20 protein-coding genes are annotated in these 22,357 nt (G+C 47.7%); 16 read left to right on the top strand and 4 right to left on the bottom strand.

Features of this window, described 5'->3' with window-relative positions; translation table 11 throughout:
- The first annotated feature begins 111 nt into the window (after positions 1–111).
- The 4 genes from L0M14_RS11895 to L0M14_RS11880 all read left to right on the top strand — a co-directional run bounded on the left by L0M14_RS11895 (position 112) and on the right by L0M14_RS11880 (position 5,702).
- Complete coding sequence (locus L0M14_RS11895) at positions 112–2,283, top strand: histidine kinase (protein WP_235122285.1); 2,172 nt, start codon at positions 112–114, stop codon at positions 2,281–2,283.
- An 18-nt stretch (positions 2,284–2,301) separates the two neighbouring features.
- Complete coding sequence (locus tag L0M14_RS11890; RefSeq protein ID WP_235122284.1) at positions 2,302–2,943, top strand: response regulator transcription factor; 642 nt, start codon at positions 2,302–2,304, stop codon at positions 2,941–2,943.
- 217 nt (positions 2,944–3,160) lie between these two features.
- On the top strand, positions 3,161–5,113 hold the full coding sequence (locus L0M14_RS11885; protein ID WP_235122283.1) for a copper amine oxidase N-terminal domain-containing protein: 1,953 nt from the start codon (positions 3,161–3,163) through the stop codon (positions 5,111–5,113).
- A gap of 145 nt (positions 5,114–5,258) precedes the next feature.
- A complete protein-coding gene (locus L0M14_RS11880) occupies positions 5,259–5,702 on the top strand; it encodes a cell wall hydrolase (protein WP_235122282.1) in 444 nt (147 codons plus the stop codon).
- 144 nt (positions 5,703–5,846) lie between these two features.
- Here the strand turns inward: L0M14_RS11880 and L0M14_RS11875 are convergent, their stop codons facing one another.
- The gene (locus L0M14_RS11875) at positions 5,847–6,728 is read right to left on the bottom strand and encodes an NmrA family NAD(P)-binding protein (protein WP_235122281.1); all 882 of its coding nucleotides are present in this window, start codon (positions 6,726–6,728) and stop codon (positions 5,847–5,849) included.
- A 178-nt stretch (positions 6,729–6,906) separates the two neighbouring features.
- Between L0M14_RS11875 and L0M14_RS11870 the strand changes: the two genes are divergently transcribed.
- The 6 genes from L0M14_RS11870 (at position 6,907) to L0M14_RS11845 (ending at position 11,455) form a co-directional block, all read left to right on the top strand.
- Positions 6,907–7,488, top strand: coding sequence for a TetR/AcrR family transcriptional regulator (locus L0M14_RS11870; protein ID WP_235122280.1), 582 nt, complete (start codon positions 6,907–6,909; stop codon positions 7,486–7,488).
- Positions 7,489–7,943: 455 nt separating this feature from the next.
- On the top strand, positions 7,944–8,921 hold the full coding sequence (locus tag L0M14_RS11865) for a quinone oxidoreductase family protein (RefSeq protein WP_235122279.1): 978 nt from the start codon (positions 7,944–7,946) through the stop codon (positions 8,919–8,921).
- Positions 8,911–9,345, top strand: coding sequence for a MarR family winged helix-turn-helix transcriptional regulator (locus tag L0M14_RS11860; RefSeq protein ID WP_235122278.1), 435 nt, complete (start codon positions 8,911–8,913; stop codon positions 9,343–9,345). The genes L0M14_RS11865 and L0M14_RS11860 overlap by 11 nt, the downstream gene beginning before the upstream one ends.
- Before the next feature lie 158 nt (positions 9,346–9,503).
- Entirely contained in the window at positions 9,504–9,779 is a 276-nt protein-coding gene (locus L0M14_RS11855; RefSeq protein WP_235122277.1) for an AbrB/MazE/SpoVT family DNA-binding domain-containing protein, read from the top strand.
- Positions 9,780–10,103 carry a type II toxin-antitoxin system PemK/MazF family toxin gene (locus L0M14_RS11850; RefSeq protein ID WP_235122276.1) on the top strand — a complete coding sequence of 108 codons (324 nt, stop codon included), beginning with the start codon at positions 9,780–9,782 and terminating at the stop codon, positions 10,101–10,103.
- A 248-nt stretch (positions 10,104–10,351) separates the two neighbouring features.
- On the top strand, positions 10,352–11,455 hold the full coding sequence (locus L0M14_RS11845) for a hypothetical protein (protein ID WP_235122275.1): 1,104 nt from the start codon (positions 10,352–10,354) through the stop codon (positions 11,453–11,455).
- Between the two features lie 98 nt (positions 11,456–11,553).
- On the opposite strand, the gene L0M14_RS11840 is transcribed toward L0M14_RS11845, so the two are convergent.
- Positions 11,554–11,721, bottom strand: a complete 168-nt coding sequence (locus tag L0M14_RS11840) for a hypothetical protein (RefSeq protein ID WP_235122274.1) — start codon at positions 11,719–11,721, stop codon at positions 11,554–11,556.
- Between the two features lie 246 nt (positions 11,722–11,967).
- Between L0M14_RS11840 and L0M14_RS11835 the strand changes: the two genes are divergently transcribed.
- Positions 11,968–13,311: an MDR family MFS transporter gene (locus L0M14_RS11835; protein WP_235122273.1), complete on the top strand. Its 1,344-nt coding sequence runs from the start codon at positions 11,968–11,970 to the stop codon at positions 13,309–13,311.
- 85 nt (positions 13,312–13,396) lie between these two features.
- On the opposite strand, the gene L0M14_RS11830 is transcribed toward L0M14_RS11835, so the two are convergent.
- Positions 13,397–14,569, bottom strand: coding sequence for a MalY/PatB family protein (locus tag L0M14_RS11830; protein ID WP_235122272.1), 1,173 nt, complete (start codon positions 14,567–14,569; stop codon positions 13,397–13,399).
- 213 nt (positions 14,570–14,782) lie between these two features.
- On the opposite strand from L0M14_RS11830, the gene L0M14_RS11825 reads away from it, so the two are divergent.
- From L0M14_RS11825 to L0M14_RS11805, 5 genes are all read left to right on the top strand, one after another.
- A complete protein-coding gene (locus L0M14_RS11825) occupies positions 14,783–15,802 on the top strand; it encodes a homoserine dehydrogenase (RefSeq protein WP_235122271.1) in 1,020 nt (339 codons plus the stop codon).
- A gap of 48 nt (positions 15,803–15,850) precedes the next feature.
- On the top strand, positions 15,851–16,600 hold the full coding sequence (locus L0M14_RS11820; RefSeq protein WP_235122270.1) for a spermidine synthase: 750 nt from the start codon (positions 15,851–15,853) through the stop codon (positions 16,598–16,600).
- A 263-nt stretch (positions 16,601–16,863) separates the two neighbouring features.
- Positions 16,864–20,277: a family 43 glycosylhydrolase gene (locus L0M14_RS11815; protein WP_235122269.1), complete on the top strand. Its 3,414-nt coding sequence runs from the start codon at positions 16,864–16,866 to the stop codon at positions 20,275–20,277.
- Entirely contained in the window at positions 20,274–20,816 is a 543-nt protein-coding gene (locus tag L0M14_RS11810; RefSeq protein WP_235122268.1) for a dockerin type I domain-containing protein, read from the top strand. Before L0M14_RS11815 ends, L0M14_RS11810 begins: the two co-directional genes overlap by 4 nt.
- A 257-nt stretch (positions 20,817–21,073) precedes the next feature.
- Positions 21,074–21,673, top strand: coding sequence for a glycosyltransferase (locus tag L0M14_RS11805; protein ID WP_405031066.1), 600 nt, complete (start codon positions 21,074–21,076; stop codon positions 21,671–21,673).
- Between the two features lie 73 nt (positions 21,674–21,746).
- On the opposite strand, the gene L0M14_RS11800 is transcribed toward L0M14_RS11805, so the two are convergent.
- Positions 21,747–22,322 carry a TMEM175 family protein gene (locus L0M14_RS11800; RefSeq protein WP_235122266.1) on the bottom strand — a complete coding sequence of 192 codons (576 nt, stop codon included), beginning with the start codon at positions 22,320–22,322 and terminating at the stop codon, positions 21,747–21,749.
- Between the last annotated feature and the right edge of the window lie 35 nt (positions 22,323–22,357).

The raw sequence follows: 22,357 nt of genomic DNA, 5'->3' as shown, positions 1-22,357 counted from the left end.
CCTTGGGAAAGCCGGGAATCGGGTGGGAAAATTCACCTAGCTCCATTTCCAAGCTTACGATGCCTCATTATAATAATAGGTAACCTATGAATACGAAGCGGAGGAAGACCTATGGAGCAATCGCAAGCTCTACTCGCAGAACGTGAAACCGAACCGGCATTTCAGCTACCCAAAAGGGGTTTCCTTCTTGGCCTTCAACTTCTTGTGACAGTGTCATCTCTGATTACGATCGTCCTGTATATGATGGGAATACCCAAATATTACGACAGGCTGCTCTCTGAATGTATGGTGAATGGCTGCGGCAAGTGGGTGCCGGTCATGAATTTTGTGTACACCGGATCGATCCATCTAACCCTGGATACGTATGCCTTTCTTTTTGTGAGTATCGATGTGATTTTTACATTTGTTTATATGGCAGCTGCGTTTCTCATTTTTTGGAAGGGTTTCCGCGAACCGATGGCTTTGCTAGCCGTGCTGGCGATGGTTTCGTTTGGCGTTACGTTTCCTTCTCTTACGTCTGTTGCTTTTGAGGGATATATGTTTCACAACTGGTGGTTTCAATGGGTTGCGATGAACGGGTGGATTGGATTATCGCTGCTCTTTTTACTTTTTCCCAATGGCTCGTTTGCTCCTAAATGGACCAGGATGGTTTTCACTGTAATCCTACTTGTAGATGTTAGCAGCTTCATCAATGGAGAAATCATCTGGAATCAGTTCCACTTATCCATGTATCTACAGATGGTGTGGTATACGTCATCGACACTGATCCTTATTTATGCGCAAATCTACAGGTATTTGAAGGTATCCACACCCGCGCAGCGCCTGCAAACGAAATGGGTCGTCTATGGACTGGCGATTGGCATGATCAGTTTCGTTGTTATGAGTATTTTATTTGATCCTCGGATCAATGACGGTAGCGCCATAACCTATGTCTATCTGAATGCGCTCATTAATTTCGGCTTACTTGCGATCCCGGTCACACTCACCATAGCAGTACTGAGGCACCGGCTGTGGGACATCAATCCGCTTGTTAACAGAACACTGGTATATGGCGCACTGACTCTTTGCGTGGCTGCCATCTATATTTTCTCCGTGCTCTATTTAAGCCATGTATTTGAAACCAAAGATAACTTGTTTATCTCTTTGGTAGCTACAGTCGTGGTGGCTGTTGTATTCGCTCCACTGAAGGAGAAGCTGCAGCGCCTTGTAAACCGGATGATGAAAGGCCGGCACGATGACCCTTATGCGGTCTTACTGGAGCTCGGCAATCAACTGTCTCAGCCTCTTGAGCCGGATGCCATGCTGAATGCTCTTGCTTCCACAATTAAAGATTCGCTGCGATTGCCCTACGCTGGCATTTCGATCGGAGTAGGGGGACAAAGTACCTTTACCGTAGCGGCTGGAGAGGCGGCCCACGAAGTGATGTCCTACTCCATTATTCATCGGGGCGAGCAATTGGGCACGCTGTTTCTGTCAAGCCGTTCTCCTGGTGAAGCTTTTTCCACGGAGGACCATAAATTCCTCGATGTCCTGCTCCATCAAGCTGGTCCCATCGTCGAGAATGTGAACATGACCTACGGCTTGCAGCTGCTCGCAAAGGATTTACAGGAATCCAGGGAAAAGCTCGTCCTGGCGCGTGAGGAGGAACGACGGCAAATCCGTAAAAATTTACATGATGATTTGGCACCTAGGCTGGCTGCATTAGCGCTGAATGCGGCTACAGCGGAAAAATTCATTGTAAAGGATCCAGATATCGCGATCGAGATGCTGGGAGACCTGAGAAGAGTCATACGTGCGACTGTGGATGAAATTCGTACACTGGTTCATGATTTGCGGCCACCGTGTCTGGACGAACTGGGACTCATCAGTGCGATTGAAGAAAGGATCACTGAGCTGAACAAGCCGGCCAAGCTGCTAGCGGATGAGCAAGGAGCCGAACCGATTCGTATCCGCTTTGTGGAGCCTCCCGCACTTCCGGAGCTTCCCGCAGCGGTAGAAGTGGCGGCGTATCGAATTGTTACTGAATCACTGGTCAACGTGATGAAGCACAGTCGAGCAACCGAGTGCAGCGTTAAGCTTCAAGTGACGACCTCCAATTGTCTGAAGATTGAAGTGACAGATAACGGAAGAGGGGTTGCCGCTTCCTATGCACATCTTATACCGGGTAAGGGAGGCATTGGTTTGAATTCAATTCGGGAGCGTGCAGAGGAATTAGGAGGACAATGCTCGATAGAACGTGCGGAGCATGGCGGTACACGGGTATTGGCCTTACTGCCGATATGATAAAGGAGGAGAGCGGTATTGAGAATTGTTATTGCGGAGGATCACCCGCTATTTCGAAGCGGAGTGAGAAATCTATTAAAAACCACGGATGATCTTGAAGTCATAGGGGAGGCAGCTACAGGTGAAGAGGCAATGGAGCTTGTAGATCAGCTTCAGCCCGATCTCGTTCTGATGGATATCCGAATGCCCGGCATCAACGGGATTGAAGCGACTCGTCTCATTATGGAGAAGCATTCATCCGTTAAAATTTTAATCCTAACCATGTTTAGAGATGACCAGTCGGTTTTTACGGCTATGCGGGCAGGAGCCAAGGGGTATGTCCTCAAGGATGCGGATGAGGATGAGCTCTTGCAGTCTATTCGGATGGTCGGCAGCGGCGGAGCGGTATTCAGCTCGGATATTGCGGGTCGGATGATGCATTATTTTTCACAGTCCCAGCCTGTTTCTTCTGAAGACCCAGCGCTGTCGGAGCTAACCAAACGCGAGTTGGAAATATTGGCGTGCATCGCAGAGGGTGACAGCAATGCGCAGATTGCAGAGCGGCTGCATATTAGTAGTAAAACGGTGGCGAACTACGTATCGAACATTTTAAACAAGCTGCAGGTAACAGACCGTCATGCCGCGAAGAAGTTCGTACAGCGAACGCGTGAGCTGGATTAACGACAAGCTATTATTCTGTAATTGGAGGACATCGCCTTTCTGGGCGGTGTTTTTTTGTTGCGATAGCTCCATTAGGAGATTCGGTGTACCCTGACGATTCCCAATCCGATCCTGATTTTATCCCAAAGATCTCCCATGCCATGTCTCAAGAAAAATGAATGGTGCGCGGTGTATGATAGTGGCAGAAATCAAATTTCATAGTGGTGGAGGGAATACCGTGATCAAAAAGTTCAAAACTGTACAAAAGATTGTAAACAAGCCAACATCAGTCCTTACACTTTTATTAACCGGATGCTTAGCGTTCGGTAGTATGGCCAGCGCTTTTGGCGAGACAGCGCCACAAGGTGTGCAAATGAAGGAATTCAGCTTGCTCGATACGGCAACGGATGTTGTCGGTTCTGCTGATTTTACCCCTGAGGGGAATAAGGACGGACACTTTAAGCTGCAGCTGAAGCTTGCGCAGAAGACTGTAATAAATTCGGTCGTTTTACGCTCAACAGATGCATACGGGAAGGATAATTATCAAGGAGTGTGGCGTACGAATCATGTGACAACCGGCTGGCTGCTCGGGATCGTACAGGATAAAATCGTAACAACGGGTAGCGGAACCAAGCACGAAAGTGTCATCATCAATCCGGGCTTCCGCAAGGACGTTAAAGACCCGGTAGGGGAATTCGAGGGCGATCTTACCTTCGACTTGTACGCCAGTGACAATGGAACGATCAAGGAAACACAGTACTATGTGTTGGAAATCGAGACACCACAAGGTACGATTACTTCCAAACCGATAACATACAAAAGTCCGATGATCTCGGAAGATACGTCTACCTCAACCACGGCCCCATCTACGACTCCTGCGCCAAGCTCAACTCCAAAACCTGCCGAGAGCCCGCTTCCGAGTCCTGGTACGACACCATCTCCTGCCGAGAGCCCGGTTCCGAGCCCAAGCACGACACCATCTCCTGCTGGAAATCCTGCTCCGAGCCCCGCGTCCTCCTATGATGATGAGTCCAAGGATATTGCCATTCATGTTTCTTTTAAAGGGAACGACATACATTTTGATGATGCACAGCCTGTCGTAAAAGACGGACGTACACTTGTCCCGTTCCGCCAGTTGTTTGAAACACTAGGCTTTACTGTGGATTGGGTAGAAGAAGGCTCCGTACAAAAAGCAATCGGAACGAAGGACGGTCTTACCATTGAACTTACGATCAATAGTACGAACGCCCATGTCAATGGAAGCGATACGGCTCTGGATGTTCCAGCTCAAATCATCGACGGTCGTACGATGGTGCCATTGCGCTTCGTTTCGGAGAGCAGTGGCTATCACGTAGCGTTCTCCAGCAGCGGTAATGTATGGTCGATTTCAATTGAGGACGCTGTCCCGGGAGGAAGCACAGACACCGATTCAGATCCTGCACCGACGCCATCTACGGAACCAACACCAACACCGCAGGATGATCCAACACCGACACCAACACCTGAACCAACTGTAGAAGAAGTGGAGCCTTTTGTTGTCAAAGGCTATTTACGTAATCTGAACGGCGATCCGATTCCTGGAGTGATCATCAATGCGGACAACCAATTGTTCTCGGACAGCAACCTTCAAGACGTGACAGACGAGAATGGACATTACCGAATCGAACTGGCGAACCTTCCCACTACCTGGGTGATGTCTACCAATTTCACACGTGATTATAATGGCAACGAGCAGAGATTTTATCTAAAATCCGATGTCGACCAGCCGTTTGCAGGAAGCTCTGGAGCGGTTCGCAATTTTACATTGAAAGATGTAGTAGGGCATATTGAAATACATCCAGATTTCTGGTCATTTAGTGATGATTTACCACAATTCGAAATGAGCGATTTAGAAGTGACGCTTACGCCAGTTGGGCCGTTGTTTGACGGAAGTGCTGGAAAAACGATCACGACACATGCAGATGTCCTCTCTACCGGCGGACACGGAGTGGACAACATTCCGCTCGGCAATTACAAAATTTCAGCGACTTGGAAGCTGGAAGGTCACGCTCCACTGCCCATGCTGGTCCGTGTTACCGGCACGAGCAAATATGCATTATCCACGGAATTTGATTTCCACAATCCGCTGGGGGCACCTTCGATATTTGTGAATCAGATTGATACGAAACTTGACAAACAAAGTGAAGAGTAAATAGACGCAAAATAACCAAGGAGCTAAGCGGTCTTTTCAGCTAAGCTCCTTGGTTTGTGCTTTCTAATAAATTTTGACAGAGCCAGAGTAACACATCCACTTCGCCTAAAATAAGATAAGTCTAGGAATCTAAAGAGGTGAGAAGATGGCAGTCGTTAAATCCAGGAAACAGGATATTGATATGTTAGCAAGGTTGATTCGAGCTGAGGCTGAGGCCGAAGGCGAAATGGGCATGCTCCTTGTTGGAAATGTTGGTATTAACCGAATAAGAGCGAATTGTTCCGATTTTAAAGGACTTCGAACCATTCCCCAAATGATCAACCAACCGCATGCGTTCGAAGCGTTACAGCATGGTTTGTACTATCAAAAATCAAGAGAGAGGGAACGCCGTCTGGCGCAAAGGGCAGTGAATGGAGAGCGAAATTGGCCAGCTAAATTCTCGCTATGGTATTTCCGTCCAGGATCGTACGAAAACCCGGGACCATGTCCGCCTACTTGGTATAATCAACCGCTCGTAGGACGATGGAAGAAACATTGCTTTTATGAACCGACCGCGAAAGAATGTGCAAGTGTATATTCCATGTTCTAAATATACCTGCTTTTTTGATTGTTTACGCCGAACTTCCGAAATTTCTTGGTTGCAGCATAGTTACTGATTCATATGGATTTGAGAATTTGTAGCAGTCGTGGGTATTCTCATCACCTCCCGACTGCTACTGTTTAGATCCAAGAGTCACATTGCGTCAAAGACTGGCTTCAGAACAGTTGCCGCCCAATGGCGAAATTGAGTAGGCGTGGTATTTTCCGGTGTACGCTGGAGAGAGATGTTGATCCCGTCCGCTCCGGCAATGTCCATATCCACCATACTCTGGGCCATGGCCTCCGTGTAACCAAGACCTAGAAATAATTGCTTGTAGCTGTCAAGCGTCATCTGCTCAAAGCGGATCGGCGTGCCTAGCACATCGCTCAGAATCTCTGCCATTTCCTCGTAAGAAAGGTCTTCCTGTCCAAGCAATGCCAGACTCTCTTGTCCGCTCCACTTCCGCTCTAGGAGAAGCTGGGAGGCTGTATCGGCAATATCACAGGTAGCTACCGTGGGGTTCTTCATGTTGCCTGGTATCGTGAAGCGAATCAAGCCCTCGTGCTTCATAAAGTGCAGCTGCCTTAGCATGTTATCCATAAAGGCAGGCATCGTTAATGCACGGAATTTTACGCCAGTGCTTCTGAACAGATCCTCCATGGCCAGCGATGCCGAGATGTTACCTGCATAGCGCTGCTGACCGCGCCCAAGAGCGGAAATCGCCACGACTCGATCGATACGGTAACGGACGACAGCGTCGACAGCCGGGATACTGAATCGAACGTAGGCGTCATAAACGCTCTCCGCTTGTTTGTCAGCCGGCACGAGCCAGAAAACGGCATCGGCTCCCTCGAAAGCCCGGTTGACAACTTCACGGTCAGCATGCGAGCCCTGAATGACTTCCACTCGCCCCCGAATCGCCTCAGGAATCCGCTGCGGATCGCGTGCAATCACGCGAATGTCCTCACCGCTCTCAAGCACGCGTTCAAGCACTTGACGCCCGATCTTACTCGTCGGGGCAGTAATTACAATCATCTTTAATCATCCTTCCGTGCTATTGTTCGTCAGTGCTGCTTACGCATCGGTATTTGCGTATGCTACACTATACGAGGAAGTTTATTTTAAACCTACGGTCTCAGCAACCAATAAATAGCCTTTCATGTTGCATAGGCAACATTCCAGCTTATTTGTTGTCTTAGGAGGGAGTTCGGTCATGCCGGTTAATCCAAATGATCCGCGCGTTAGCCGGACGCGTCAGTTCATCATGCAGGCTTTCACGGAATTGGTGGAAGAGCAGAAGAATGTGTACTCAATTTCGGTGCAGGATATAACGACTCGAGCTAATATTAATCGTGCCACCTTTTATGCTCACTTTGATGATAAATACGTTTTTCTGGAGTGCTGGATTAGTCGGAAGTTCCAGATTCTCTTGATGGAAGCCTTACCCCAGGGGAGAATTACAGGGATTGGGAGCTTACGCGCCGTAGTCCAGACCGTATTTGATGTGCTGGCGCGATTCCGCCAATACATGGTGCATCCCGGCAACAGTCGGTTCGAGCCGTTGTTCGAAGTCGCGATGCAGAAGGAGCTCTATCACCTCCTGCGCGAATGGTTAAACGAGGAGTCGACGGGGGCGCCGGACAAGGTAGAAACCACAGCGCTCGTTGCCAGCTGGGGCATCTTCGGTGCCGCCTTGCAGTGGAGCAGAGATCAGCAAAACCGCACATCAGAGACGATGGTACCTCATGTACTGGAGGTTGCGGCAGCAGCCTTGGCAACGGTTTTGGAGGAATGAACAAGGAAGGGACTTGTGTGCCAGTCATTCAAAATTTAGGGACCTGACTTTGCTTGATCCCAAAATGCGGACAAGTTTCACGTTACAGCCTCAATAACGTTTTCTGCCATCAACTCAAACGAGCTGAATTTGGTGTCTATACCTCATTGTATGGCCGACCCAATCACCCCCCAGCTGATAACAAGAGCCGTAGCTTCCATTCTTTTATAAGGGAAGCTACGGCTCTTGTCGTTCCACGAATGAATCCATTGGAGCCAAAGGCGATAAAATTCACCAAGGATAAACGACATAGTCATCCTTAAAGGACGGGCGCGTTTGTCAAGGAAGATGCGAATCAAAAGTAGTAAACTTAATCTTTCTTATCTACTGAAATAATATGTGCAAATTGCACGTAATTTATGGTATGATGATATATGTGCAATATGCACATATTATCGTATGAAAGAAGGGCATATATGATTATGAGAGCAGCTATCGTAAAGGAAATGGGGACAACGCCCGTCATGGGCCATTTTGATTCCCCTGTTGTAAAAGACGGACATGTGTTAATTAACGTTGCGGCAGCAGCTTTAAGTCGTGTTAGCAAGTTCCGTTCCATGGGTATGCATTACTCATCTGAAGTGCAATTTCCAATTGTAGCGGGTATAGACGGTGTTGGAACTTTGGAAGATGGGACCCGTGTTTATTTTGCACTTCCTACTGCGCCGTATGGAAGTTTGGCTGAACAAGCCCTTGTTGACGAGAAGCAGATTGTACGTTTACCAAATAGCGTAGATGATCTCACTGCTGCTGCTATCGCCAATCCAGCTATGTCGTCATGGGCTGCATTGGTATTTCGAGCTGGCTTCAAACCCGGTCAAACGGTATTAATAAATGGCGCTACTGGTGCATCTGGTAGTTTAGCGGTTGAGATTGCTAAGGGCCTCGGGGCCAAGAAGGTCATAGTAACGGGACGCAACAAATCAAAGCTGCAAGAACTTAAAGCCGATGAGGTGATTGCGTTTGACATGACAGTGGACAAAGGGCAAAATAGATTTGAAAATGCCTTAATGCCGGTTTTTGCTGAAGGTGTAGATGTGATATTGGATTACCTCTGGGGCGATAGCGCACTCGCCATCATGACAGCACTTGCAAAGACAAAGACGGGTCGTGTAACTCGCTTTGTAAGCATTGGCACTTCATCAGGTCAAGAAGACATTCCATTGCCTTCATCTGTTTTACGTTCATCAACAATTGAATTAGTAGGCAGTGGAGATAAGAGTGTATCTAGAGCTGATTTGCTAGCCGCGGTAAAAGGTGTTTTTGAAATGGCTGCCGAGGGGAAGATAACAATCGCCATTCAAGAGTATGCTCTAGAAGAGATTAAGGAGGCCTGGAATGCCCCGCTGATGCCCCGGCCAGTGGTAGTGGTCAATAACATACATGGAAAATGAGATTTTTAAAGCGTTAATTGATTTATTTGCCTTGATCAATCGGTCGGACCGGGATAAGAAAATGATCGCTAATGCCGGCGTAAATTTGGAGGAAGCAGCCTTTCGGGTCCTCGTGGGTATCGCGCATCTCCAACCGACTAGTGTGGGCGAGTTGGCCGACAAGATGGGGAAAAACTATTCGAGCGTTAGCCGGCAAATCGATAAGCTAGAGGCCGCCGGATTGGTTCATACATATCCATCAAGTTCGGATTCCCGGATTCGTGTGTCTGAATTGACGAAACGCGGTGAGGAGATCAATGGCATGATTAGCCTCACTCGTGAGCGCATGATGCGTGAAGCTTTAGCCGATTGGACGCTGGAGGAAAAAAACGACTTAAAGAATAACTTAAAGCGGTTGTTCGAAGCTATGCAAAGGTTCGACTAGTAGGAAATCAAGGGAAAGGGACATCCGTAGGTGGATGTCCTTTTGACATTACGCCATCTGTTCGAATAGTCTGTTGGGGTTTCGCATCCTTGCCTAAGGTATCATTTCTGACTCTATTGTATATACTGGTATATACGTGTTGTTGGAGGTGTGATAAAATGAGAGAAAGAAAACGGAAAGAGGGGGTGCTCTCCATGTCGACCACCGTACAGAAATGGGGAAACAGTCTAGGAATTCGTATTCCTAGCCAGATAGCCGAAAAGATTGCAATCAGCCAAGGTTCGGAAGTTGACTTGATTGTGGGTGATGATCATTCGCTCATTGTAATTCCCAAAAAGAAAAAGCCGACATTGGAAGAATTGTTGGCCCAATGCAAAATGGAAAATAGACACGAAGAAGTGACTTTCGGTGTAGAAGGGAAGGAATTACTTTAGATGAGTGCAGATCGAGGAGATCTAGTATGGATAAACTTTAACCCCCAAGCAGGTCACGAACAATCCGGTAGAAGATCTGCAATCGTGCTCTCACCAAAAGCGTTTAATGAAACGACGGGATTTGTATCTGTTTGCCCAATCACTCATACAGTCCGAGGTTGGGGGTATGAAGTATTGCTCCCCAATGGGTTGGTGTTTAACGGGGTCATTTTAACGGATCAGATCAAAAATCTTGATTGGCGAGCTAGGCGAGTGGATATTGTCGGACAAGCTCCGGATGAAGTTGTCAATGAGTGTTTAGACAAAATACACACATTTTTGTAGCGGGTCTCATGTAGGGGCTGGCTTTTTTATTTCAAATAAAATGGCTTGGTGAATCATTCCGCCTTTATCTTCGAATATTGCCAAGCAGAAAATACTCCCTATTAGGTATAGAAAAAAGGAAGAATTTACTTTATTCTAACTAATAGTGACTGTTATGAACTGCATGACACGCAGCTGGTGCACAATCATCTAATTCCTATTATGTCCAAGTCATGCCAATTATTTTGATTTGAAGCAGGTGAGAAGGAATGCAGAGAAAATCCTTGCTCGTTAATCAATCCGAAGAATCGAAGACCCAAGGTTCCGCGCAGAGCACGTATGCCAAAACATCCGCAGATTCCCCAGCGGCCCCAGCGGTTTCGCCTAGACCGCACGCACAATGGATGGGTTTACAGCGAACGATCGGCAACAAGGCAGTTGAACAGTATGTGCGGAGGCAAGTTTCGGCGGATACTGCTGCAAGCGGTGTTCATATTACGACGGGGCAGCCAGGTAACAGCATTCAACGGCATATTAAGTCCGAAGTATTGAATTACAACGCTACAACTTGGGACGGTATGGAGGATATGGATGCGGTGATCGGTTCGTCTTCCCATTGGGCAAGGGGCACGCCTCCACAGCCTGGCGTTCCGCAGCGGATTCAACATGTCGGCGCAATTAAAGGCCGATATGTCGGCGGACATATGATGAATCAGGAATGGGGCGGGGATGGCGACTATACGAATATGATTATTTTATCTTCTAGCGCCAACGGCAAGCATCGCAGAATCGACGGGATGATCCGGACAATGGGGCAAATCGCCGCTAGGCTTGAAGATTATAGGATTAACGATTCGACTCATGGAGACGGTACGAGGTATGAGTTCGGTGTGAAGGAGAATATCGTGGTGGATGACCCGGCTCCGAATAATACCGAAAATTTCCCAGCGGAAAAAGAAATACCAAAGGGCTTTACCGTTACGCTTGAACCGGTCAAAAGGCCGAAAAACACCAACAATCCATTTACCGACTGGACGGAACAATCTGCCTATAAAAACAGTTATTATATTGATAATGTACCGCCCTATCCGGATGCGCCTACCACAGGCAGGAAGAGGATCAAAAAAATCAAGAAGAAAACATTCTCGACAAAGCATCTTAAGCTTTCTGTGATGAAGGCGAAGGATTTCGCCAATATCAAAGGGATTGGTAAGAAGAAAGCGGGCAACCTGAAGTCTGCTTTCAGACAATATCCGAATAAAAGTGCGGAAGCACTTATAAGAGCGATTGAAAACAAGACCGCCATAGGCCAACAGCTCATCGCCTTGGGTGTATCCCGAGCAGATTTGGTGAAGGTTCATTTTCGAAAATAACCGCTTTGACGAATGGAAAAGAGGGTGTTTCCCGGTCATCTACGATGACTGATGGAACACCCTCTTAATCGTCTGTTATTCAATAACAATAAAGTCGTTTACGTTACGCAGCAATTTTTTCCTTCAATCGCCACAAAAATGTCCGAGTAGGCTGTGATCTTCCCGGCAGGATAAATTCGAACGCCTCTTTGTCTCGGTTCAACGATCGTACCTTTCGTCTTTGCATACTCCAATTCAAAATCCTCTTTTAACATAATCTCTTCCATTTCATATCAACCCTTCATCATCAATATCGCAGTATATTGTAACATAAATTTACGTAAATGGTTAATGTTCGATTTGGACAGCTTTTGGTGATTGCTTCTTGCGAAATGCTTTGAGAAATTGATATGATTGACGCCTAGGATTTTGCTATCTATAGGAAGGGAAAGAGGAACTGGTATGACCGAAGAAATCGATCTATTTTCTCGTAAGCAGCAAGTTTATAAAGAGCAGACCGGAGGGTGGAGGATATGAAGAGCCGGACTTTCGTTTTAATTAGTATTGTTCTGGCCATGCTGGTGGCATCTATGGATTCTACCATCATGAATACGACGATGCCGATCGTTGCGCAGGAATTAGGGCGATTCGATCTATACGCCTGGTCGTTTGCAGCATATATGATTTTCAACACCGTGCTCGCGCCTGTAGCAGGGCGGGTTTCTGATTTGTTTGGCCGCAAAAAGGTATTCGCATGTGGCATTCTGCTTTTTCTTATCGGTTCGCTCCTCTGCGGATTATCTCAATCCATGGTGCAGCTGGTTATCTTCCGGGCTGTTCAAGGGATCGGCGCCGGTGTTATGATGCCTTTTCCGATGATCATTGCAGGAGATTTGTTCTCGGTAGAAAACAGGGGGAAAATCCAGGCGTTGTTCACCTCAATGTGGGGGATCTCAGCGGTGTTGGCTCCCATGCTTGGCGCTTTTTTTGTTGAGTATTTGAGCTGGCGCTGGATCTTTTATGTGAATCTCCCGATTTGTTTGCTAGCATTCCTGATGCTGCTTCCTTATAAAGAAGTATACCAGGCGAAGCCAGCGAAGGTGGATTATATCGGAGCCGTTTTATTTACGATAGGGGTTAGCTTACTTCTGCTTGTGACCGTCATTGAGAAGAATCAAGTGGTATGCGGAGCTCTAGGAATCGTGTTTCTGATTCTTTTCTATCTCTTTGAGAAGAAGCAGGACTCTCCACTCGTGCCACTACAAATGCTAGGAGACCAGACGATCCGTTGGGTGAACATTAACGGCTTCGTCGCATGTCTCGCGCTATTTGGGATCGGAAGTTTTATCCCGTTATTTCTTCAAAATTTTGCCGGAGCTAGCTTATTCATGAGCGGCTTGCCGCTGCTCGGTCTGGCAGCCGGTTGGATGGTCGTTGCGGTACCGGCAGGGAAGTGGGTAATACGTTATGGCTTTCGTCCGCTGCTCCTGGCAGGGAACATTCTACTTGTTCTAGCTGGTGTATTGCTGACATTGATCCATGCAGGATCAGGTGTCGGCTACGCGACGATATGCATCACCGTAGTCGGCCTTGCCTTTGGCCTGACATCGACTGTGGCGATTATCGCTGTCCAACAGCTCGCAGAGCCGCATCAACGGGGGATTTCTACCTCATTCTTGATGTTCTGCCGCAACATCGGAACAGCGGTAGGCGTTACAATTATGGGAGCCATCCTTACCCGTACGCCGGGAATGGCAGGATTCCATGGGCTGTTCCTTTTCGGCTGTATCAGTACAATCGTTGCTTTGATCACCTCGCTGTTTATCCGGAACCGTAAGCTGGAGCCAAGCCCCGTAATGGTGCAGCAGCCGGAGTAACAGGCGAAATTGAGGAGTGGCATGTGAAAAAGCGGCAGTCCAGAACTGATGAACTGGACTGCCGCTTTGTATATAAGTTAGAAAATTACCGGTTTCGTACGGCTTGAGCAAATCGCTCCAATGCCTCTTCCACAATCGATCGCGGACAAGCCAGGTTAATGCGCAGCCAGCCTTCTCCTTCGGAGCCGAATACGGAGCCTTCGCTGAACGCAACCTTCGCTTGCTTGAACATGAGATCCTTTAATCCTGCAACATCCAAGTTCAGGTCACGGCAGTCAAGCCAGAGAAGGTAGGTGCCTTCAGGCTGCAGTGGTTTAATTTCAGGCAGATGCTGCGTGAGATAATCGAGCGTATATTGCAAGTTTCCCTCGATATAAGCGAGCATTTCGTCCAACCAGGCTTCACCTTCGTTGTAAGCCGCTTCGACTGCGTCCTGGGCGAAGTGCTGGGCCATATGCAGACTAAGTGTTTTAATGCGATGATCCAGTTTTCTCTTTATGGACGGGTTGGAGGCCACTGCGAATGATGTATGTAATCCCGGCAAATTGAATGTTTTAGTTGCAGCTAAGCACGTTAATGTAATATCGGCCAGCTCTGGCGATAAAGTAGCGAACGGTATATGCTTGTGACCGGACAAGGTGAGGTCGCAGTGAATTTCGTCGGAAACGACGGTCACTCCGTATTGCAGGCACAGCTCACCAAGTCTTACAAGCTCTTCCCGTTCCCAAACCCGGCCTCCTGGGTTGTGCGGGCTGCAAAGCAGCAGCAGCTTGGCGCCGCTTTTGAACAGCTCTTCCAGATGCTCGTAATCCATTTCGAAGCGGCCATTGCGGATGACGAGCGGGTTCTTGGCCACCTTACGCCCGTTACTTTGAATAACGTCATAGAATGGATAGTACACCGGCGATTGCAAGACAACCTGGCTGCCAGGCTCGCTGAACAGCTCAACTGCTAGGCTAAGCGTTGTGACAATACTAGGGGAATCGGTGATCCATTTCGGATCGATTATCCAGTCATGACGGCGCTTGAACCAGTCCGTGATCGCTTGAAAATAGCTGTCCGTGCGGATCGCATAACCGTAAATACCAAGTGATGCACGCTTCTCCAGAACGGCTTGTACAGCCGGAGGACAAAGAAAATCCATATCCGCAACCCACAACGAGAGTACGTCAGGATCTCCGAAGAGTTGCTCATTCTGGTCCCATTTATAGGATCGGGTATGACGCCGATCGATGCGTTGGTCGAAATTGTAAGTCAACAGGTATCACCTCTAATTCTTGTAGTGACTAAAGTATACCATCATTTTCGACCAGTCGTATACCGCACGAAGGTTTAGCTAACGTCTGGCGGGTAGAGTTATGCGGCAGCGTCATTTCTTATGTCACCTCTTTAACAAGAATATTGAAGCTCTACTATCATGTGCTTGTCGATGGTAAATTAAGTATCATCATGAATTTGCAGGAGGCAAACTATGCGCGTAAACCTCGTACTGACTGGATTCGGTGTTGTAGGCCGAGAATTTGTAAGACTACTTCAAGAAAAGCATCGGTTCCTTCGGCGTGCGTATGAGCTTGATTTCAGGCTTGTTGCGGTAGGGGGAAGGGGAGGCTTTATAACAAGCGAAGACGGCTTGGACCTGAAAATCTTAGGTGATGCCGAGCCCGGCTCCGATTCTCTGGAGACCTTCTCCAAGAATTCGGGTCTACCTCTCATGTCCACCTTTGATCAGGCAGATGCGCTGATTGAAGCGACGCCAACAGACACGGATAGCGGCGAACCCGGATTTGGCTATATCATGAAAGCCATCCATCATCAGATGGACATTGTAGCCATATCAAAAGGAGCCCTGGTGCGGCATTACGACACCATCTTCACTGCTGCGGACGCTAACCAGGTAAAACTAAAATTCAGCGGGGCAACGGCTGCGGCACTGCCAACGCTTGACATCGGCCAAATCAGTCTGGCTGGCTCTGAAATCGTATCGATTGAAGGGATCTTGAATGGTACGAGCAACTACATTTTAAGCAGCATGCAGCGAGAGCAAGTCTCATTTGAGGAAGCATTAAAGGCTGCACAGCACCAGGGCATCGCGGAGGCCAATCCACGCTTGGATGTGGAAGGTATAGACAGCGCCTGCAAAATCCTCCTGCTAGCAAATAGTCTTCTAGGTTCAAGACTTTCATTGTCTGATGTGACCGTGACGGGGATTGTAGGCGTATCTTCAGAAGACATCATAGAAGCAAGTGCCCAAGGTAAGAAAATGAAACTGCTAGCCCGCGCGTACAAGCAAGATGGAACGGTTCGAGTGGAGGTTGGGCCTAGCATGATCGGCAGCGACCACCTGCTATCCAGTGTTGACGGAACCAACAAGGGAATTGTGTTTAGGACTGATACGATGGGGGACGTGGGAGCCGTAGGAGGATCTTCAAGTCCAAGGGGAGCTGCGGCAGCGGCGTTAAAGGATTTAATTCATCTCTATCATACTACTTGAGTTCAGCTTGCCCTACCCGGGCTTTTCGTTTGGAAAGGAATCGATCACATGGAGCTGCTTTACCAATCATCCAGCCCTCATCACGAACTATTCGTTTATGAAACTACGCAGTTCTACGGCGAAAAGGGGCGTTTCCGGTTGCTGGAGTTCTCAGATAACGCCATGCAAGGTGCCCTGGATATGAATGATCCGGAGCGTATCCTTTTTGAATATCCTCGGGCTATGATTCATCTGCTTGAGTATAATCAGCCTCGCTTTGAACAAGTATTCATAATCGGGCACGGCATTGGCACACTTACCAGTTATTTTTCAGACAAGCGCTGTAAAGTAGCCGAGCTGGATCACGAAGTGGTGGAGCTAAGCAAGAAATTTTTTGGATACCGCGGCGATCCTGTTTGCATAGGTGATGGTCGAATTCTTCTTGGCAGTGAACCGCAGCAGGCTTATGATTGCTTGATTCTGGATGCTTTTAGTGAGAAGGGCACACCTGTTCATTTGATTTCTCACGAATTTTTTATGATGTGCAGAGAAAAACTCGATGCTTCCGGCATGCTCATGATGAACCTCTTCGGAAAAGGGGAGCATGATCCGCTCATCAATGCGATTCACACGACGTTAAACGGGATATTTACTTATGTGAAAGCATTCCTGCTTCCTTCAGGACACAGAGGTCATATACAAAATATTATTCTTATCGGCCGCCAAACACCATTCGGATTTCAGGCAAGACAAATGGCAGGCTTCACGGAAATTGAGCTTGGAGAAGGCTACACCATTAGGGATAGAGACCCCCTATAAAAAAGGTCTCTTTTCTTCATATGTTGAAACGTTTTAATGCCTGATTTGTAAGGAATTGTACAAAATAGAAATGTAGGAAAACCGAAGGCTCAAACCGTATGGATCGTCCAAAATAATTCTAGTTTTACAAAAAATAATTCTATTGAGATAGAGACTGATCATGGATAGAATTTCTTTAGCTGCCATAATGAAACCGGTTGCAAATGAATCTAAAGGGGTGGAAAGCGAATTACGTCATTCATTCATAAATGGAGGGTATGTCTATGAGCAGGAAAAAGGGAGTAGCCATTTTCGCCGTTTGCACGATTCTGGTTAGCTTATTTAGCGGGACGGGCGCAGCGCCAGTATCAGCATCAGCGGAAGAACAAACGGCTTACGTGATGTCTTATCATACGAAAGGGACATCCGGAACGAGCATGTCGTACATGGATGACAGTCTGCATCTTGCCTACAGCTATGATCAAACCCACTGGACTGCTTTGAATGACAATAACGGCATACTTTTCAAAAAAAATCCGGGATATAAGGCCAACCCCGCAAACGGCCTGCAAATGGAGGATCCGTATTTATTCCGCAAGCAAGACGGAACCTTTGTGCTTTTGGCTACTAGTACCAATAGCGCTGGTTCAGCTACTAGCTCCAGCATTTTCGCATGGGATACTACGGATTTCATCCACTACACAAATGAGCGCAGTATCCAGATGAACAGTACAGGGGCAGTTGCCAAAACCCCTCAGGTTAAGTATGATTCCACCTCCAAAAACTACATCATATATTGGACCAACGGCACACAAAATTACGCTAACACGACAACGGATTTCGTTACGGTCTCTGCGCCTTCAGCATACTCGGGCATGGATTATCCGGCTGCTAAGCCTGATTTGACCTATGCGCCTGAGAAGTCGATCTTTGGAAGCATGGTGAGCGTAACTCCCGAGGAGTTGGCCAAGGTTACAGCGAGATTAGGAACTCCCAAAATGCCAGTAGGCTCCAAGTCTATCAAGCTCCAAACTCAGATGGGTGAGGCTCCCGAACTGCCTGAGACGGGGGAAGTCATCTATAGCGATGGGTCCTCTGCTTCTAAATCGGTAAGTTGGGAATCGGTTGATCCCAGCCAATATGTCAAGGAAGGAAGCTTTAAGGTTCAGGGTACACTGAGCGGCATGCCGGATTACATGAATCCGTTAATTAAGAACGGCGCCGATCCTAATATTTATAAAGGAGCAGATGGGTATTACTACTACACCAGCTCCTATATGGATGCTTCGCATAATTTAACAGCTTCCTATCAATACGATAAGATCGCTCTGCGCAGAGCCGCAACTATTCAAGGACTTGCGACTGCAGAAGAAAAAATCATTTGGACCAAGCATTCCTCCGGTGCGATGTCTTACCATATTTGGGCGCCTGAGCTGCATTACTATCAAGGCAAGTGGTACATTTATTTCGCAGCGGGAACTACGACGTCCAACTTCGATCTTCGTGTATACGTGCTCGAGTGCTCGGCGCAAGATCCGATGACAGGAGCATGGAATGAGCTCGGCAAAGTTAGCATGAATGACGAAGCCTTCGACCTTGACGCCACAACGTTTGAGCACAACGGTGAGCTGTACATGATTTATGCGTTTGCTAACGGTTCACAATCTGTAAATTCGAGCCTGCGCATTGCCAAAATGACAAGTCCGACGACACTCGGAAGTGAACAAGTCAACATCGCCACTCCGGAGTACACGTGGGAGCAGCGCAGGGATAATGTCAATGAAGGCCCTGCCGTCATTAAGAAGAACGGGAAAATTTTTGTAGCCTACTCCGCGGGTTCTACGGATTCCACCTACGCGGTCGGTTTGTTGACAGCCGTTGATTCTCCGGATACGAATCTGCTGGATCCTGCTTCATGGATCAAGACACCGTACCCGATTATGGCGACAGCGCCGCAAAACGGTCAATTCGGGCCAGGTCACGGCACCTTTACCGTAAGTGAAGACGGTACACAAGATGTATTTGTCTATCATGCTCGTGAGAATGAAAGATATTCCGGTGTAAGCGGTTATAACCCACTGTATGATGCTTCCAGATGGGCTCGTGTCCAGAATGTGTATTGGCACGATGATGGCACTCCGTACTTAGGTGTTCCAGTGCCGGACGGACATTTGCCTGGATCTGCAGTTGAAGCCACGGTGCAGGTTGCCGGCCCAGCGGGAGCCGTATACTTGGCGGAAGAGGAAATGACGATTGAGGCGAATGCCTCCAAGGTGATCGTTTTGAAGAAATCCAACGGTGACGGCACAAGCTCCAATGTAACGGCTTCTGCGACATTCACTTCTTCAGCGCCGCAGGTGGCCGATGTTACGCAAACCGGCTTGATTAAAGCCAAGTCACAGGGCAGTGCGGATATAACCGTAGCTTATGGAGGCAAGACGTATACGGTTCATGTCACGGTGCCGGCTTCCGTCTCCGGTGACAATCTGCTGCTCTGGTACAAATTTGACGAAACCAGCGGTACGACAGCAGCGGATGCTTCCGGTCATGGCAATGACGGCACCTATATCAGAACACCTGCTTTTGGAAGCGGTGTTCATGGAGGGTCGTTCAAGATGGCCGGCGGAGCCGCTGGCTCGACGACATCGCCTTATGTCAAGATACCGAATGGCCTCCTCAAAGACATGAATAACATCACGATTTCCACTTATGTGAAATGGAATGGCGGCACGACGAATAATCAATGGATTTATGCGCTTGGTGTAGATTCCAATAAGTATATTTTTGCGACTCCAAGAAACAGCTCGAGCAGACTGTATTCAGCGATTACCGTATCAAGCTACCCGGCTGAGCAAGGACTGCTAACCGGCGCACAAATGGATGCCAATGTATGGAAGCTGCTTACGGTTGTATATGATTCGGAGCACCACACGGCAACCATGTACGTGGATGGCGTGGAAGTACTCAAGAATACGAATCTGACGCTGAAGCCATCCGATCTCTATGATGCAACCAAGGATTACTCCGGTTATGTGGGCAAATCCTTCTATAATGACCCTTACTTCCCTGGGGAAGTGGATGACTTCCGCATTTACAACAAAGCCTTAACAGCATGGGAAGTACTTCAACTGAAGGAAGAGGATCATGCGGATGCCGTAGCTCGGGATACTGCTGCGCTGACACTTGGAGATACAAGCGCAATTACAGCTAATCTGGAGCTTCCCACTTCAGGAAACAATGGCAGCACGATTACCTGGGCGTCCAATGATCCTGCTGTCATCGAAGATAGCGGCGCCGTTCATCGCCCGCTGTTTGAGGCAGGCAATAAAACGGTGATTCTGACAGCAACGATATCCCAAGGAAGCATTCAAGATACGAAGGAGTTCACTGTAACAGTTCTCAAAGAAGAAGCACCGTTACCTAGCGGTATGTTATCGGCACCGGCATCGGTATCGAGCGGTCAATCCTTTGATGTCACGTATACGGTAAACAACGCTGCAGAACGACTGTATGCGCAGGATATTACGATGGCTTACGACCCTGAGCAAGTCGAATTTGTCGCTGCAGAATCATTACAAGAGGGTTGGAAAATTGCAGCGGTATCCGATCCGTCTCTGACGCCGGGAAGCATCAGAATCATAGCGGCCAGCGTAGGAGATGACGTGCAGACTAATGGAGATTTGTTCAAGATTACTTGAGAGCCAAAGCACCATCGTCAGCTGTAGTGCGACTCTCAGGCATCGTGGCTGCGAATGGAGATGGTGTGGAATCGACCCTGCAAGGCGGATCTTGCAGCGTAATCGTTACTCAAGTAGATAAAACGGCGCTAAACGCCTTGATTATCGAAGCTCAAGATAAACATGACGCAGCTGTCGAAGGGAATCAAGCAGGTCAGTACCCTGCGGGAGCGAAGGCTAATTTGCAATCAGCGATTGATCAAGCGCGGGTTGTGGCGAATGATGCGCGTGCTGATGATTCACAAGTAGCTGCTGCGGTAACCAACTTAAACGCTGCTTTGCAAGCATTTGTAGCTTCCGTCATTCAGCAAGCCCCTGGCGACGTGAATGGAGACCATACTTATTCTATCGGTGACCTGGCGCTAGTTGCTTCCTACTACGGCAAAACATCAACCGATCCAGATTGGTCGACAGTCAAGAAAGCAGATATCGTTGAAGACGGCAAGATCGATATTGCCGACTTGGCGGCAGTTGCCCGCAAAATTCTTGAGTCCGAATAAATGAAACGAAACACCTGAATGATTTCAGTGCTTTTGAAATCATTTGGGTGTTTTTCTATGTAGCGATAATAACTGCGAATTTCGGAACATACATAACCCGGTTGGAAATGCCATCGAACTCCTTGGATTTTCGTATAAAATTGGTGCACCTTACCATAATAAGACAGGCTGATCAATATCAAATACAGAGGAGCAGATGGAAGTTGAAAAGTTCAAGGTTGGTGGCGCTGTTAATAACCCTGGTTCTTGCTTGCAGTATGAGTCCGTCCGTAACATCCGTGCAAGCCAAGGCGGTCGATAAGCAGGATTCGGATTGCCTAAGTCCCCAAATGGTGAAGTTGAAAAGCGATATGCAAAAGGTTTGGATCGATCATACGATATGGACGAGAAGCTATATTGTGAGCGCAATATCCAACCGGCCCGATCAGAAGGACGTATTAGATCGGTTAATGCAGAATCAGCAGGACATTGGCAATGTCATCAAGCCTTATTACGGGGAAGCTGCCGGTAACAAGCTGGCTGATCTTCTGAGGGAGCATATTCAGATTGCTGCAAAAATTGTTGCAGCCGCTAAGGCGGGCAAACAGGCGGATGTGAAGAAGCTGGAGGCCGACTGGCATCGAAATGCCGACGATATTGCGAAATTTTTAAGCCTAGCTAATCCGAATTGGCAGTTTAAGGAGCTGCAGGATATGCTGTATACGCACCTTCAGCTGATTACGGAAATCGTCCTTGATTGTCTGAAAGGGGATTGGAAAGCAGATATAGCAGCTACTGACAAAAATGAGATCCATATGATTCATTTAGCGGACATCTTGACCGAAGGCATTGTCAAGCAATTTCCAGACAAATTTTAACAAAAAGGATAGACGAAGTAAAAAATAAGCTTCCTATAATCGCCCAAGTGGGTGGCTATAGAAAGCTTTTTCACTAATTTCTTACAAGATCCTCAATCCTTTTCTCAGGCATGACCCAAATGGCTGCAACGAGTACGAAAAAGAATCCAGATAGCCAAGGACTTACATAAGCGCTACCTATGGCGATCAAGTAGAGTATAGGAGACATCTTCGCTTTTAAGTCTTTACTCATCAGCCTATAGAAGGTGGAATCATCAGGGTGCTGTCTCAAAATCGAAAGCTGGAGCAGCCAGTAGGAGGTAGCGGCTAGAAGAAGAATGATACCGTATAGTGCTGTAGGTGCGGGTGCGAAGTTGCTTTCTCCCATCCAAGCTGTCGTGAATGGTACGAGAGAAAGCCAAAAGAGTAAAATTAAATTCAGCCACATCAGCCGGCCGTTCATCGATCGAATCATATGCAGCAGATGGTGATGATTGTTCCAATAGATGCCGACGTATACGAAGCTGAAGATATAGCTTAGTATTTTGGGGCCTAGTTCGATTAACGCATGCCAGTTGTGTTCTTCCGGTACTTTGAATTCCAGCACCATGATTGTAATAATGATGGCAAGCACGCCATCACTGAATGCTTCCATTCGGTTTGCTTTCACTCGGGAATCACCTATTCTCGCTTCACGCGAATATT

The organism is Paenibacillus hexagrammi (assembly GCF_021513275.1).
GTDB classification, from domain to species: Bacteria; Bacillota; Bacilli; order Paenibacillales; family NBRC-103111; genus Paenibacillus_E; species Paenibacillus_E hexagrammi.
Note: the sequence above shows the minus strand (reverse complement) of the source record. Positions and strands in the feature narration are given on the sequence as shown.